11 protein-coding genes and 2 pseudogenes are annotated in these 14,373 nt (G+C 66.0%); 11 read left to right on the forward strand and 2 right to left on the reverse strand.

What is annotated here, in order from left to right:
• The first annotated feature begins 195 nt into the window (after positions 1–195).
• From FK527_RS15210 to FK527_RS15230, 5 genes and pseudogenes are all read left to right on the forward strand, one after another.
• Positions 196–552, forward strand: a pseudogene (locus tag FK527_RS15210) (TIGR03757 family integrating conjugative element protein).
• The gene (locus FK527_RS15215; RefSeq protein ID WP_144735309.1) at positions 549–1,493 is read left to right on the forward strand and encodes a TIGR03756 family integrating conjugative element protein; all 945 of its coding nucleotides are present in this window, start codon (positions 549–551) and stop codon (positions 1,491–1,493) included. The pseudogene FK527_RS15210 and the gene FK527_RS15215 overlap by 4 nt, the downstream one beginning before the upstream one ends.
• 10 nt (positions 1,494–1,503) lie before the next feature.
• A complete protein-coding gene (locus tag FK527_RS15220; RefSeq protein ID WP_144735311.1) occupies positions 1,504–2,910 on the forward strand; it encodes an integrating conjugative element protein in 1,407 nt (468 codons plus the stop codon).
• Entirely contained in the window at positions 2,907–3,260 is a 354-nt protein-coding gene (locus FK527_RS15225) for a hypothetical protein (RefSeq protein ID WP_144735313.1), read from the forward strand. Before FK527_RS15220 ends, FK527_RS15225 begins: the two co-directional genes overlap by 4 nt.
• 15 nt (positions 3,261–3,275) lie before the next feature.
• Positions 3,276–4,799, forward strand: a complete 1,524-nt coding sequence (locus tag FK527_RS15230; RefSeq protein ID WP_144735315.1) for a conjugal transfer protein TraG N-terminal domain-containing protein — start codon at positions 3,276–3,278, stop codon at positions 4,797–4,799.
• A 7-nt stretch (positions 4,800–4,806) separates the two neighbouring features.
• Here FK527_RS15230 and FK527_RS15235 read toward each other — a convergent pair whose 3' ends face one another.
• On the reverse strand, positions 4,807–5,172 hold the full coding sequence (locus tag FK527_RS15235; protein WP_425460457.1) for a DUF3742 family protein: 366 nt from the start codon (positions 5,170–5,172) through the stop codon (positions 4,807–4,809).
• A gap of 230 nt (positions 5,173–5,402) precedes the next feature.
• Here FK527_RS15235 and FK527_RS15240 point away from each other — a divergent pair, with 230 nt between their 5' ends.
• The 3 genes from FK527_RS15240 to mobH all read left to right on the forward strand — a co-directional run bounded on the left by FK527_RS15240 (position 5,403) and on the right by mobH (position 9,128).
• Positions 5,403–6,161, forward strand: a complete 759-nt coding sequence (locus FK527_RS15240) for a type IV toxin-antitoxin system AbiEi family antitoxin domain-containing protein (protein ID WP_186298449.1) — start codon at positions 5,403–5,405, stop codon at positions 6,159–6,161.
• The gene (locus FK527_RS15245; protein WP_144735321.1) at positions 6,154–7,074 is read left to right on the forward strand and encodes a nucleotidyl transferase AbiEii/AbiGii toxin family protein; all 921 of its coding nucleotides are present in this window, start codon (positions 6,154–6,156) and stop codon (positions 7,072–7,074) included. The genes FK527_RS15240 and FK527_RS15245 overlap by 8 nt, the downstream gene beginning before the upstream one ends.
• A gap of 203 nt (positions 7,075–7,277) precedes the next feature.
• Positions 7,278–9,128 (forward strand): MobH family relaxase, encoded by a 1,851-nt coding sequence (gene mobH, locus FK527_RS15250; protein ID WP_144735322.1) that lies wholly within the window; start codon positions 7,278–7,280, stop codon positions 9,126–9,128.
• A gap of 26 nt (positions 9,129–9,154) precedes the next feature.
• Here mobH and FK527_RS15255 read toward each other — a convergent pair whose 3' ends face one another.
• Positions 9,155–9,454: a helix-turn-helix domain-containing protein gene (locus FK527_RS15255; RefSeq protein WP_003282197.1), complete on the reverse strand. Its 300-nt coding sequence runs from the start codon at positions 9,452–9,454 to the stop codon at positions 9,155–9,157.
• A 106-nt stretch (positions 9,455–9,560) separates the two neighbouring features.
• On the opposite strand from FK527_RS15255, the gene FK527_RS15260 reads away from it, so the two are divergent.
• The 3 genes and pseudogenes from FK527_RS15260 to FK527_RS17825 all read left to right on the forward strand — a co-directional run.
• On the forward strand, positions 9,561–10,187 hold the full coding sequence (locus tag FK527_RS15260; RefSeq protein ID WP_124074592.1) for a LysR substrate-binding domain-containing protein: 627 nt from the start codon (positions 9,561–9,563) through the stop codon (positions 10,185–10,187).
• A 340-nt stretch (positions 10,188–10,527) separates the two neighbouring features.
• On the forward strand, positions 10,528–12,768 hold the full coding sequence (locus FK527_RS15265) for a P-loop NTPase family protein (protein ID WP_246072836.1): 2,241 nt from the start codon (positions 10,528–10,530) through the stop codon (positions 12,766–12,768).
• A 1,397-nt stretch (positions 12,769–14,165) separates the two neighbouring features.
• Positions 14,166–14,234 (forward strand): annotated as a pseudogene (locus tag FK527_RS17825) (SEC-C metal-binding domain-containing protein); the annotation flags it as partial.
• Between the last annotated feature and the right edge of the window lie 139 nt (positions 14,235–14,373).

The following is a 14,373-nucleotide window of genomic DNA, read 5'->3' on the forward strand; positions in this document are numbered from 1 at the left end:
ATCATCATGGTGTACGGGCTCCTTTGCTGGCTTGCTCATGTTCCTCAATCAGGGCTTGCAAAACGGCACGAGCCATGAACAGGGGGTAGCGGCGGGAGTCTATACAATCGTCAGGGATGCGACACCTAAGCTGCTGCCTATCAGCCGCTTGTGTCGCTTCTCCCTGGCCTGCCTTCAGGCTCATTCTTCCTTGGAATCACGGGGCGGGCTTCAGGCTCATACCTCGTTGGATAAGACTATCCGGTGCAGGCCCCGGCCGGCGTGCGGATCATCGAGCTGGACCAGGCCACGCGCATCGAGGTCGAACTCGCCGCGCACCTGCCGGCCGACCCGCAACAGGCCGCAGCCCTGGTGCGGCAGCGGTTGCATGACGGCGGCGAGGCGCTGCAGCGTCGCATCGGCCATGCCTACCAAGGTGTCGCGGATGCCTGGGGACTGGGCATCGCCAAGATTCCCGCCGTGGTGGTCGATCGACGCTACGTGGTCTACGGCGAGCCCGACGTGCTCCGCGCCGTCGCGCGCATCGACGCCTACCGGAGCACGCAGCCATGAGCCTCCTGCTGGCACGCCGGCGCCTGCGCGCCACCGCCGCCTCGCTGCTGCTGGGCACGGCCACGTCGACGTTCGCCCTGGACACCGCCACCATCGTCTCGTCGGCGCTGTCCCCCGACTGCCTCGAATACCGCGTGGTCGGAATCTGCTACTGGCTGTACTGCACGCCCTTCGGCTGCTCGGTTCGCACCTCCGTCAAGGTGCGCCACTACGTCCCCGATGCGGTGGTGTCGAGCTACTCGAACACCGGCGAAAATCCGTGGCTGGAAGTCACGGCGATGAGCATGCCCAACCCGACCGCCAAGGCTGGCGGTGACGGCACGACCAATCACGACAACGAGAACAACCTCGCCAAGTTCAAGAACGCCGATGTCATCGGCCATCCGGCCGGGATGGTGTTCAGCCAGTTCGCCAGCGCCTCCGGCTACACCTGCGAAGGCGCTGGCACGGCCTTCATGCCGTATCTGCTGAGCACGCTCGACACGATCGCCTGGCGCTACAACATCCCGGAAGCGTTCTACCCCGAAGCGCTCATCCCCGGCCGGCGCGAAATCGGTACGCGCACCGGCCTGAACCTCTGGGGCAACGTGTATCCCCGCGGTGGCTTCCTGCACCAGACCGACGACCACAAGAGCGGCGCCGTGGTTGCGCAGCGCGCGGGCGACATCGTGACGCGCCGCAACCAGATTCACGTGTACCAGCCACTGCTGGCCAACGCCCGCGACGGGTACTGGCCGGCCGGCGCGCTGATGGAGACCGACGCCTCGACGGGCAAGTGGCAGGAGCTGACGCCCACGCTTTCGAACAGTTGCGTGGTCTTCCCGCACAGCCGCGCCCGCGTGCAGGCCCAGCAGGGCGACTACGCCTGGGCCTTGTGGCGGCCGTACTCCTGCTGCCGGCGCCGTGGCCAGGTCTTCCTCGGCAGCGTCGATTTCATGTGAGGAACCCACGATGAACGCCTCCCTCCCTGACTTCCTGCGCCGCGCGAAGTCGCCCCTGCGGGCCACGCTGCTCGTGGCGGCCATCACGCTGGTCGTCGGCGTCGCCTGGGCGCAGACCCGAATCGATCCCAATGGCGTGAACGTCAGCGGCAGCGTGATCGGCGACGACGTGCTCTACAGCATCGGCGGCGGCCGGGCCGTGTCGATGGGTGGTGCCGGCAACATGCAGAGCATCGGCGTGGGGATCGGCTGGAACAGCAACCTGATCTGCGGCGACATGAGCATCACCACGACGCTGCAGAACCAGCTCAACGGCATCACCAACGGCTTCCAGACGATCATGAGCAACGTGATCCAGAACGCCACCAGCGCCGTGGCCTCGCTGCCGGCCCTGATCATCCAGCGCGCCGACCCGGGGCTCTACAACCTGCTGACCAACGGCATCCTGCAGGCGCGCCTGGATTTCGACCGCTCGAAGATGACCTGCCGGGCCATCGCCAATCGCATGGCGGACATGGCCGGCGGCCAGGCCGGCTGGGACCAGCTCGCCGAAGGGATGGCGCTGCGGGATGCGGTCAGCAGCACCGATGCCGTCTCCGCCATCGAGCAGGCCGAGTCCAACAAAGGAAACAACGGCGTGCCATGGGTCGGCGGCGGCAACGCGGGCGGCTCCGGTCAGAGTTCGATCAAGGTGGTCGGCGACGTGACGCGCGCGGGCTACAACCTGCTCAACGGGCGCAGAGCCACCGATAGCTCGTCGATCGCGCGCAGCGCCTGCGGCAACCGCCTGACCTGCCAAACCTGGTCCTCGCCCCAGGCGGCCGCGGACTGGGCGACCCGCGTGTTGGGCGAACGCGAGCAGCGCACCTGCGAAAACTGCACGAAGACCCAGACCACGCCTGGCGTCGGGCTCACGCCAGTGATCCAGGAAGAGTACGAGACCAAGCTGCAGGTGCTGCAGGAGCTGGTGACGGGCGCCCGGCCGACGACGCCGGCCAATCTCGACGCGGCCGGCAGCAGCTCGCTGCCGATCACCCGCGGCGTGATCGAGGCCCTGCGGGACGAACCCGACCAGGACGTGCTGGGCAAGCGCCTGGCGTCCGAGGCTGCGCTGTCCAGCGTGCTGGAGAAGGCCCTGCTGCTGCAACGCACGTTGCTCACCGGCAAGAAGGAGCCGAACGTCGCCGCCAACGAACTGGCCGTGCAGGCGGTCGACCAGGAGAACAGCGCGCTGGAGCAGGAGATCAACAACCTCAAGACCGAGCTGGAGCTGCGGCGCACGCTGGCCGGCAACTCGGCGATGGCGATCATCCAGCGCCACAGCACCCGCGCTGCCGGCTCGCGCGGCGTCTTCGAGGGCGACACCACGCGCGACCGTCTGCGGGAAGTCCAGAAGCCGCGGAGCGGTACGCCATGAGCCGGCTTGCCTGGCTGCGGCTGCCATGGCTGTTCAACCGCCGCGTCGGCGTGGCGCTGTTGTGGACCTTGCTGGTGGTGGCCGCCGCCGTGGCGGTGAATATCGCCGGCATCCACGTGGTCGGCGGCGTCGAGGGCTGGCAGCACTGGCTGCAGGCGCACGCCGGCCACTTCTTCGTGTGGCGGCTGTGCCTCTACGGAGCGACGGCTTACGGCTGGTGGTGGATGCGTCGGCGCCTGTTACGGCGGGAGCCGTCCCGCGAGACGCATCAGCGCCTGCTGCGCACGGAGACCGCGGCCGTGGTCGCCGTGGTCGCGCTGGAAGCCAGCCAACTGTTGCGGCACGGCTGAGACCGGGAGGCAGGCATGACGCTCTACACCACGGACTACCTGGAGTATTACCTGACCCTGGTGGCTTGGGTGGTCAACAACGGCATCTGGAGCATTCTCGTGGCCAGCGGCGTGTTCGCGCTGCCGTTCGTTGCCATCGTGATCCAGGAATGGCTCAAGGCCCGCAGCGAAGGTGCGGACGAAGGCAACAAGGGCGTGCTGTCGTCGATGCGCATCGAGAACCGGGTGTGGGTGGCGATCGTGGTCATCATGTTCGCCGGCATCCCGTTCATCCCGGTGGATCTCGCCACGATCAGGTTCGACACCACGCGCTCCGCGCAATGCCAGGTCAACGTCCCGTTGCCCAACGACACGGGCTGGTCCAACGTCTACACGGCGCTCAACGACCAGAGCGCGCTGGTGCCGGTGTGGTGGTTCTTCATGCACGCCATCTCAAAGGCGGTCACCGGCGCCGCGGTGGCGGCGATTCCCTGCGGTACGGACCTGCGTCAGATTCGCATGGATGTCGATGCCACGCGCATCGACGATCCGGTGCTGGCACAGGAGGTCGCCGACTTCACGCACGACTGCTACGGGCCGTCGCGCGCCAAGCTGTTCATGAACCGGCCGACGCTCTCCGACGAGCAGATGAACGACGTCACCTGGATCGGGTCGAGTTACTTCCTCGACACGCCCGGCTTCTATGACACCTATCGCTCCAAGACCCCACGCACGGCCTGGCCCTACGACGCGACCCGCGATGCAGGGCTGGCACAGGTGGACAGCGGCGGCGGCTATCCGTCCTGCCGGCAGTGGTGGGCCGATGGCGGCCAGGGACTGCGCAGCCGGCTGCTGGCGCAGGTCGACCCGGACCTGCTGACCCGCGTCGGGCGCTGGGCGGGCTTCCTGTCGCAGAGCGAGGTCAATGACTCGGTGATCCGCGCCGTCGTCTCACCGCGACAGCAGAAGATGAACCAGGGCGCCGTCTACACCGACTACGGCGGCCAGATCGACAAGACGCTGCCGAACATCGTCACGCGCGGCGCGGGCGACCTGGGACTGACCGTCGGCTCGCTGGCCTTCTTCCCCGCGATGGACGTGGTGCGCCAGGCGCTGCCGATGGTGCTGACGATGCTCAAGATGGCGCTCGTCATCTGCATCCCGTTGGTGCTGCTGATCGGCACCTACGACCTGAAGACGGTGATGACGGTGAGCTGCGTCCAGTTCGCGCTGTTCTTCGTGGACTTCTGGTTCCAGCTCGCACGCTGGATCGACAGCACGATCCTGGATGCGCTCTACGGCTGGGGGTTTGGCGCGGACAGGCCGCACACGAACTTCGATCCGCTGATCGGCTTGAACAACGTCTTTGGCGACATGCTCCTTAATTTCGTCATGGCGATGATGTTCATCGTGCTGCCGACGTTTTGGGTCATGGCATTGGCTTGGGCAGGCGTTCGCACGGGAAATATCGTGCAGGGGTTGTCCACCGCCACCTCGGACGCCAAGGGCGCTGGGGGGCGTGGCGCTGGTATGGTAATGAGCGCCGTATCGAAGAAGTGACCGCCGTTCAGTCGTCGTCGGTCACATGCGGGTCGATGCGCCAATCGCTCTTGTCATAAAGCCCGAAGCCGTTGGGGCCTTCCCTCCACTCGGGTTGCGGTTCCTCTTGATCAGGGTCGTCGTGCTGCACGAGCCATGCAGCAGTCACCGCAAAGGCAAGCAGCAGGGCCAGCCAGAACGCGGAGTAGAGCAGCGCACCGAGCACGGCGAGCTTGACGATCCAGAGCACTGCCGTCGCCGCGCCCGCGGGCACCCCGCGCGTCACCAGCCAGCCGGCGACATGCTGCTCGCGACGCAGGTATCCACGCCAGGCTCGGCCAGTCCCCCGGCCCAGCTGGTGGCTCCAGCGCCCGTTGTGCGTGTTGGTGGTCATGCTCATATGCCTCGGCTTCAGTGGTGCCTCACCTCGCGGAGTGGCCGGTCGTGGCTTGCCCTCCAGCATAGACCGCGATCAGGAGGGCGGGTTGCGGCTGGCAGAGCCGGGTTGGCTCGGGTCGCAGTTCGATTAGATTCTGCACGATAAATCAAACCTTATGCTACTTTCCCTGCGCGTTGTTTGCGATGGCTCTAGGGGGTGATTGGATTCCGTGTTATTTTTATAGCATGGATGGAAATTCGAGGCATCAGGTAATCAAGCGGCTGCAGGCGGGACTCCCGCGCGGGGCGCCGTTCGACCTTGCCACCCTGAGCCAGTTCGGGGTGTCGCCCCAGCTCGCCGCCCACTATGCCGACGGCGGGTGGCTCGTGCGCCTGGCCCATGGCGTCTATGCCTTCCCGAACGATGAGTTCGGGGTCTACGGTGCGCTGAAGTTCCTGCAACTGCGTGTGCCCGGCCTGCACGTCGGCGGCAAGAGCGCCCTGGCCCTGCAGGGTGTGCGGCACAACCTGGGCAGCCGGGAGGCGCTGGTGCTGTGGGGCGACGGTCGCTTCGCGTTGCCGGCCTGGTTCACTTCGCGCTTTCCGGCCCGCTATGTCCACGCCCGCCTGTTCGACTGGCCGGACACGGCGCTGGCCGGCAAGACTCTGACCACGCCGCCAGGTCTGCCCGAGGATCTGCGGGTGGCTGCCTCCGAGCGTGCCGTTCTGGAACTGCTGTACGAAGCCGGCGTCAAGCAGAGCCTCGAAGAGGCTCGCAACCTCTTCGATGGACTGCGTTCCCCCCGCAAGGACTTGCTCGGACAACTGCTGTCCTGCTGCACCAGCGTGAAGGCCGTGCGCCTGTTCCTCACCTGGGCGCGCGAGACCAGCCTCGTGGATGTCGATGCCCTGCTGGAGCAGTATCCGGTTCGCACCGGCAGCAACACGCGCTGGATGAGCCGGCTCGATGACGGCACCTTGCTGAGCCTGAGACCTCATGGATAAGACCTACGCGGACACCGTTCACCTGCTGCTGGCCGTCGCGCCCGACGTGTTCGCCAACGACATCTTCGCCATGAAGGGCGGCACGGCCATCAACCTCTTCGTGCAAGACATGCCGCGCCTGTCGGTGGACATCGACGTGGTGTACCTTCCGTGGCAGACGCCGCGCGACGAAGCGCTGCAAGCCATCAACCAGGAGCTGACCGCCATCGCCACGCGCGTTGCACCACTGGGTGTGCAGACGCGCCTGGTTCGCGCCAAGGACCTGGGAGACACCAAGCTGATCGTCGAGAACGACGCCAGCCAGGTGAAGATCGAGGTCAATGTCGTGTTCCGCGGCAGCGTGCTGCCCGTCGAGCGGCGGCCGCTGAGCGCCAAGACCAGCGATCTGTTCGGCGTCGAGTTCGAGCTGCCGGTTCTGGCACCGGACGAGCTGTACGCCAGCAAGCTGGTGGCCGCGCTGGATCGACAGCACCCCCGCGACCTGTTCGACGTGTGGCAGCTCTACGAATCGGGCGACATCAGCGACGGCATGGTCGAGTGCTTCGTGATCTATTTGGCGGGCCACAACCGGCCGCCTCACGAAGTGCTGTTCGGCAACGACAAGGACATCGCCGGCGAGTACGAGCGGGCCTTTGTCGGCATGACCGAAGTGGACTGCTCCCTGGAGGTGCTGCTCGATGCTCGCGCCAGGCTGCGGCGCGAGCTGCCACAGCGACTGAGCACCGCGCACAGGCAGTTTCTGAGCGGGCTGGCGCGCGCAGAACCGGACTGGTCGCTGGTGCAGTGCCAGCACGCCGCGCAACTGCCGGCACTGCGCTGGAAGCTCGCCAATCTCGAAACCTTCCGCAAGCGCCGTCCCGACGACTTCGCAGCGCAATCCGCCGCCCTCGACACCGGCTTGGGCCAGAGCTGACGAACATCCCGCAGCTTCCGGCTTGCCGGGATTGCCCCATGCCGCATTCATCGTGGCACCCGCGCAGCAGCGGCCCTATACCCAAAAGCTTCCGACAAAGGCCAAAGGGCTGGGAAGGGGCAAAGGAAGGGCGCCAAGGGGAAAGGCCCTATCCTGAAAAGGCCAAAAGGCGCCCCCGAGCAGCCCGTCATCCGGGGTTCGCCATGCTCTCGCTGTTCCAGCGCAAAAGGGTGCCACCCACCGCCGGCACGCCGCCCACCTCCGCCATCGAAACTCCGAAAGGGTCGATGCGGCCGGAGTCGGCCGCATCGCTGCTGGCCACGCCGCGCCGGCAGAAACTGCTGGAACACATCTGGCAGCGCACATCGCTCTCGCGCCGGCAGTTCGCCACGCTCTACCTCGCCCCACTGGAGCGCTACGCCGAGCTGGTCCAGCAGTTCCCGGCCTCCGAGAACCACCACCATGCCTATCCGGGCGGCATGCTGGACCACGGCCTGGAGATCGTCGCCTATGCGCTGAAGCTGCGGCAGTCATACCTGCTGCCTGCGGGCGTCACGCCGGAGGCACAGGCGGCCCAGGCCGAGGCCTGGACCGCAGGCACGGCCTACGCGGCCCTGCTGCACGACATCGGCAAGATTGCGGTCGATCTGCACGTCGAGCATGCCGACGGCAGCGTCTGGCATCCCTGGCACGGCCCACTGCGAAAGCCCTACCGCTTCCGTTACCGAAAGGAGCGTGAGTACCGCCTGCACAGCGCCGCCACCGGGCTGCTCTACGCGCGCCTTCTCGATCGGGACATCTTCGACTGGCTCAGCGGCTATCCCGACCTCTGGGCCGCGCTGCTGTACGTGCTGGCCGGCCAGTACGAGCACTCCGGCACGCTCGGCGAGCTGGTCGTGCAGGCCGACCAGGCATCGGTCGCCCAGGAACTCGGCGGCGATCCCAGCAAGGCGCTGGCGGCGCCCAAGCATGCGCTGCAACGCAAATTGCTCGACGGCTTGCGCTACCTGCTCAAGGAAGCGTTCAAGTTGAACCAGGCCGGCCCGGCGGACGGTTGGCTGACCCAGGACGCCTTGTGGCTGGTGAGCAAGACTGTCTCCGACAAGCTGCGCGCACATCTGCTGTCACAGGGCATCGACGGCATCCCGGCCAGCAATACGGCGGTGTTCAACGTGCTGCAGGATCACGGCATCGTGCAACCGACGCCGGATGGCAAGGCGATCTGGAAGGCTACCGTCACCAGCGACGCCGGCTGGTCGCACGCCTTCACCTTCCTGAAGCTCTCGCCGGCGATGATCTGGGATGCCGCCGACCGGCCGGCGCCGTTCGCAGGCCGTGTGCAGGTCGAAGAGGAACAGGCGGAGCCGACGCCGCAGGCGCCGGCGGTGGCTGATGGGCCGCGCGTGGAAGGCACCGAAGCTGCACCCGCGAGCGCGGCGCCGATCGCATCCGCAGCCATGGACACCGGCGTCGCAGCGCTGCTCGACCTGCTGGGCGACACCGCTCCACCCACCGCGCCGGAGACCCCGAGTTCCCCTGTTGCCGAGCCCAAGCCGGCCCCTTCGACCATGCCCCCGCCGCAGATGAGCCTCGCGCCTTCCCAGGATCGCGCGGAGCCCTCTGGGGCGCACTTCATGGCCTGGCTGCGTCAGAGCGTCCAGACGCGCAAGCTCATCATCAACGACGCCAAGGCCCTGGTGCATACCGTCGCCGGTACGACCTATCTCGTCAGCCCCGGCGTGTTCCAGCGCTACGCGCAGGAGTACCTTCAAGTCGCCGCGCTGGCCAAGCAGGAGAAGCTGGAGGGGTGGCAGTGGGTGCAGAAGCGCTTCGAGAAGTTGGGACAGCACCGCAAGCAGCCGAGCGGGCTGAACATCTGGACCTGCGAAGTCACGGGGCCGCGCAAGTCGCGCCGGCTGCACGGCTACCTGCTCGTCAGCCCGGATGCGCTGTTCCAGGAGACGCCGCCAGACAACCCATACCTGCGGCTCGTCAACGAGGCCGCAAAGCGCGAAGATTCAGCCCTTGGGGGCAAGGACGACGATCAGGCGTAGACATGCGACCGCTGTGCGGGCCGGCTTCAATCCGCAGATGGGGCCGACTCTGCCAGCTTGGCTTCGGTCAGAGTCATCAAGTGGGCGGAACTGCATTTCAGCGCACGGGCAATCTTGAGGATGAGAGGGAGCGTGGGGACATGCTCGCCGCGCTCGATCTTGCCCATGTGCGACCGTTCGATGCCGGCCATGTGGGCCAGCGTTTCCTGAGCGATGCCCTGGTTGGTTCTTTCTTCCCGCACGGCAGCCCCAAACGCGATGGCTGGTTCCGCTTCGTAGGTAGTGGTGCCGGTGGGGCGGCCCCTTTGGATCGAACGCTTTGGCATTGCCAAGAGCGTCGAACACGGTCACGATTTAAACCACGTTAAACTTAACTCATTCAACGGCTTCGAGATCAGTTGCCACGAGTTCACCGCCTGGGGGGAGCTGGACGTGGAATCGAGTGACATCACCGCCGAAATTCGCATGGCCGTCCTCGGCGAATGGGTGCCTCCCCAGCTCGCCGACGTGCTCGCCCTGCAGCGTGCCGAAGAGCCGGAGACTCATGCCGTCCTGGCCGGATGGACAGATCCCGGTCGAGGCGCGGAGCTGCCGGACGACGGCTTCGACTTCGCCTTGTCTGCGGTTGCCCGGCAGTGGCCTGGCTGGGTATGCGAGCCGCTGTGGCATGACACGCTGGCGGTCGCCGTGGCCAAGCGCTCCCACCTGCTGGCCTACCGTGAAGTGCCGTGCGGGGAAGTGCTCAAGCAGCCCTTGATCTGCTCGCAGTCCACGGCCGATGAACCATGGCGCATGACCGTGCAGCGTGTGTTCGAAAACGCGCTGCAAGAGCGAGAGCAAACGGTGGAGACATTCGATGTGGCGATGACGCTGGTTGCCGCCGGGTACGGGATCGCCATTGCGCCTGCCGCGAGACTGGCGAGCTACCTACGCCGAGGCATCGCCGTGCGGCCGCTGGCCGGTGCACCAACGATCGTGATGGCTTACCTGCTCCGCCGCGATGCTTCCTTGTCGGACACCCAGGCAAGATTCGCCCGCCGCGCGCGCTTGGTGTCCTGACGAGCGCGCGGGGATCGCGGTTTCGCCACGATCCCGCATTGCTGCTGCTAGGTGCGGATTCCGGTCACTCGTGACCACCGAAACCGATCCGGAACGATCAACGTCGCCGGTTCGTCGTGACCGTTGGTCCGACAACATAACCAACCGGCCGACCGGAAGCGGACCCGCTGCTGCCGTTCGTGCTCAGCATGGCGATTGTCGCTTTACATTCATCGCAGCCGATTCCGACCGGAAGGGAGGTGCTGCAGACCGTTGTTCCGACGTTGTTCCAAAACCATTGACGGCGCCGAACCAATCAACGATACTTCGATGCGGAACAACATTGGAACAACGGGATTGAATGATGGCGGACACCTTCTACACAGCAAGCCTGAGCCGGACGCAGGGCCGCAGCACCTGGGCCATTATCTTCCGGCACCCCAAGCGCACCGACCCGACAACGGGCAAGGAAGGTCTGCGGGTGCGGCAGAGCCTGAAGACCGACGATGACCACGAGGCGGCCAAGCTGCGGGCCGACATGAACGTCCTGCTCTCCAGCCCGCATCTGTGGGACCTCGGCGCGCGCGAGCAGGCCCTCGCCGCGCTCGACCCCCGCGTCGTGGACATTTTTTACTACAAGCTCGAAGGTGGCGAGACCGACTTCCTGGCCTTGCGCGAGACGGCTATCGCCATGCCTTCGGCACAGAACAGCGACTACCGGCGAGCCCTGATGCTCGGCACGACCGGTGCGGGCAAGACGACGCTGCTGCGCCAGATCATCGGCACCGACCCGGCCCGCGAGCGCTTCCCGTCAACCTCCACCGCGAAGACGACGGTTCATGAGACAGAGATCGTCCTGAGCGAGGGGCCCTACCGCGCCGTGGTGACGTTCTTCCCGATGGAAGACGTGCGCGAGCATCTGAAGGAATGCGCGTCGGCGGCGGTCCTCGCGGCCTATCGCGGCGAGCCCGAGGGCGAGCAGATGCGCCGCCTCCTTACCCACGTCAACCAGCGCTTCCGCTTCAACTACGTGCTCGGCAACGGGCCGGTCAGGGAGGTCAGCGACTTCGACGACGAGCCCGAGGCGGGGTCCGCCACGGAAACCGGCGAGATGATGGAGCGCACGAACGAGGTTCTCGCGCAGGCCCTCGCCGCGCTGCAGGCCGTCGCCGCCCGGCACGGCGATGCGCTGCGGCAGGAGCTGAACGCGACGGATGAAAAGGACCAGCGCGTCATCGACGAACTGTTCGAGGAAGGTCTGGACAACCGGACGCGCGACGACGAAGCCTTCCAGCAGGTCGTGGACGCGCTGATGGACGAGATCGAGGAGCGCTTCGCCGCTCTCGATGGCAAGCTGCAGAAGACCAAGGTCGGCTGGCCGATGAGCTGGACGTGGGAGACGGAAGACCGGGACGCCTTCATCCGCACACTGGCCCGCTTCTCCTCGAACTACGCCCCGTTCTTCGGCACCCTTCTGACGCCGCTGGTCAACGGTGTCCGCGTCGCCGGGCCGTTCCATCCGACATGGAGCGGCGACGTGCCGAAGCTCGTCCTGCTCGACGGCGAGGGCCTCGGCCACACGCCGCGCTCGATGTCCACGATCTCGACGGCGCTCGCAAGGCGTATCGAGATGGTCGATGCCGTGATCCTTGTCGATAACGCGACCCAGCCGATGCTGGCCGCTCCGGTGGCGGCGATGAAGGAGCTGGTGTCCTCGGGCAGTGCGCCGAAGCTGATCTTCGCCTTTACGCATTTCGATCAGGTCGGAGGCGACAACCTGCCAACCCCGGCGGCGCGCGTCCACCATGTCCTGGCCTCCGCCGAGAACGTCCTCGCCTCCATCGGCGAGGACCTCGGGCCGTTCGCGGAGCGGGCCCTGCGCGCCCGCCTGAACACGGCGCGGGTGTTCCTCTCGGGAATCGACGCGAAGCTCGATACCACCTCCACCGACGGGCAGCGGACGATCAAGCAAATCGGCAAGCTGCTGGAGATAGTGGACGGCATCATCGCGCGGCCCAAGCCCGCCGACTCGCGCCCCGTCTATGACCGCATGAATCTGGGAATCGCGGTCGAACGGGCCGCCGAGACCTTCCGGAATGCCTGGCGTCCGCGCCTCGGCCTCACCGTCAAACAGGGAGCCGAGAAAGAACACTGGACGCGGGTCAAGGCGCTCAGCCGGCGCCTCGCGACGGGGCAGGCCGACGAATACGACAGCCTCAAGCCCGTCGCGGACCTGAAGCAACTTCTCCAGCAGCGCCTTTACGTCCTGCTGCAGAGCCCCGTCGGCTGGTCGGGGCCGGAGCCCAGCGATGACGACAAGCAGCATCTCTACGGCACGATTGCAGAGGACCTCAGCCGCAGGCTGATCGACCTCGCCTCGCGGCGCATCCGCACCGAGCGCCAGGCGGAATGGCGTAGCGCGTTCGATGAATCCGGCTACCGCTCGACCTTCCGACGCGCCGAGTTGATCGGGGCGCAAATCTACGACCGGGCCGCGCCGATCCCCGACGTGACCCCATCGCCGGACCGCAATGCGTTCCTGCAGGAGGTCGCGGAAGCGACGCGCGAGGCCACCGAAGCCGTCGGAGCAAAGCTCCTGTGAGCGAGAAGGCCAGTGGCGTCACGGCGACGGAGCGGCTGCTCGCGGAGTTCTGCGAGCGGTCGTTCCTGAAGCTCTGGAGCTATCCGAACCCGCACAAGGATGACGGGCACGAGCTGTGCGACCTGCTCGCAGTGTTCGGCGACACCGTGTTCATCTTCTTCGACCGCGAGAACACGCTACCCGATATCCCCGACAAGGACCCGCAGGTCCTGTGGGACCGCTGGAAGCGCAACGTCATCGACCGCCAAGTCAAGACCGCTCACGGGGCGGAGCGCTATATCCGGAGCGGCAGGCCGATTTTTCTTGATGCGAAGCGCGAGAAACCCTTCCCGATCCCCTTCGACAAGGACACGGCGGTCATCCACAAGATCATCGTCGCCCATGGCGCGAAGGAGGCGTGCGAGCGGGCATCGGCGCAGAACGTGTATGGCAGCCTTGCGATCACCTACACGGAGGCCGACGGAGGCCCGACCCATCCGTTCCATATCGAGATCGACAGGCACAACCCGGTTCATGTCCTCGACAGCCACAACATGCCCATCGTGCTGCGCGAGTTGGATACGGTCAGCGACTTCTCGGCCTATCTCGACGAGAAGGTCCGCGCCGCCGCTGCCTTCGACTATCTGAGCTATTGCGGCGAGGAAGACCTCCTCGGCCACTACCTCATGAACTACGACGCCGTGACCAAGCGCCATGTCATCGGGCCGAAGGGCAAGGACAGGGGCAAGGTCAACGGCGTGATGATCGGCGAGGGCGAGTGGCGCGACTTCGTGCAGACCGGCGTCTACAAGAACACCAAGAGCGAAGACCGCATCTCGTACTTCTGGGACCAGTTGATCCAGCAGACCTGCCAGAACAGTCTGGAGGGGACGCTCGGCGGTAACTCGAACATCGCACGCGGCGAGAGTGCGATCTACGAAATGGTCAAGGAGCCGCGCTTCATGCGCCGGGGCCTCTCCGAGAAGATGCTCACCGCCGTCGATCGCTTCCCGGACACGGGTTCGTTCACGCGCCAGGTGACTTTCCTGCCCTCGTGCGAGCCGAATGTCGGCTACGTCCTCCTGCAATTGCGCGTTCCGGAGGAATTCCGCGCGGCGACGGATTTCCGCGAGAAGCGGCAGACGCTGCTGGAAATCGCCTGCGGCGCGGCGAAGAACAGGTTCCCGAAACTGGTGAAGGTCATCGGCATCGGCATCGAGGCCCCGAAGTTCTCCGGCGGCACGGTGGCCGAGGACTTCATCCTGATGCCGTGCGAGGCCTGGCCCGAGGAGACGAAGGCCCACTACGAAGAGCTAAACAAGGAGTGGAATTTCTTTGGAACACCTGCACTGCGGCAGTTCCAAGACCGCGTCACGCGGTTCGTGCGGCCTCCGCGCCCCGCCAAGCCGACAAAGCCCGGCAAGGTCGGCCGCAATGAGCCGTGTCCCTGCGGCTCAGGGAAAAAATACAAGAGATGCCATGGTTAAAAACATGCGCAGATGTCGAGACGACGTTGCCCGGCCCGAGTAGCCAGGCCGCGTCATCTGAACCATCGGGGAAGCACCATTCGAAGAAATGGTAGCCAGAACAGGGTGAAAGATCGCGCCCTGACTTAAGCGGTCACCC

The sequence above is a fragment of the Extensimonas perlucida genome (genome assembly GCF_007655255.1).
GTDB classification, from domain to species: Bacteria; Pseudomonadota; Gammaproteobacteria; order Burkholderiales; family Burkholderiaceae_C; genus Extensimonas; species Extensimonas perlucida.

What these genes read in the sequence shown, in the direction of transcription:
- FK527_RS15215 (WP_144735309.1), top strand. Translation starts at nt 549, where the DNA reads ATGAGCCTCCTGCTGGCACGCCGGCGCCTGCGCGCCACCGCCGCCTCG.
- FK527_RS15220 (WP_144735311.1), top strand. Translation starts at nt 1,504, where the DNA reads ATGAACGCCTCCCTCCCTGACTTCCTGCGCCGCGCGAAGTCGCCCCTG.
- FK527_RS15225 (WP_144735313.1), top strand. Translation starts at nt 2,907, where the DNA reads ATGAGCCGGCTTGCCTGGCTGCGGCTGCCATGGCTGTTCAACCGCCGC.
- FK527_RS15230 (WP_144735315.1), top strand. Translation starts at nt 3,276, where the DNA reads ATGACGCTCTACACCACGGACTACCTGGAGTATTACCTGACCCTGGTG.
- FK527_RS15235 (WP_425460457.1), bottom strand. Translation starts at nt 5,172, where the DNA reads ATGACCACCAACACGCACAACGGGCGCTGGAGCCACCAGCTGGGCCGG.
- FK527_RS15240 (WP_186298449.1), top strand. Translation starts at nt 5,403, where the DNA reads ATGGATGGAAATTCGAGGCATCAGGTAATCAAGCGGCTGCAGGCGGGA.
- FK527_RS15245 (WP_144735321.1), top strand. Translation starts at nt 6,154, where the DNA reads ATGGATAAGACCTACGCGGACACCGTTCACCTGCTGCTGGCCGTCGCG.
- mobH (WP_144735322.1), top strand. Translation starts at nt 7,278, where the DNA reads ATGCTCTCGCTGTTCCAGCGCAAAAGGGTGCCACCCACCGCCGGCACG.
- FK527_RS15255 (WP_003282197.1), bottom strand. Translation starts at nt 9,454, where the DNA reads ATGCCAAAGCGTTCGATCCAAAGGGGCCGCCCCACCGGCACCACTACC.
- FK527_RS15265 (WP_246072836.1), top strand. Translation starts at nt 10,528, where the DNA reads ATGATGGCGGACACCTTCTACACAGCAAGCCTGAGCCGGACGCAGGGC.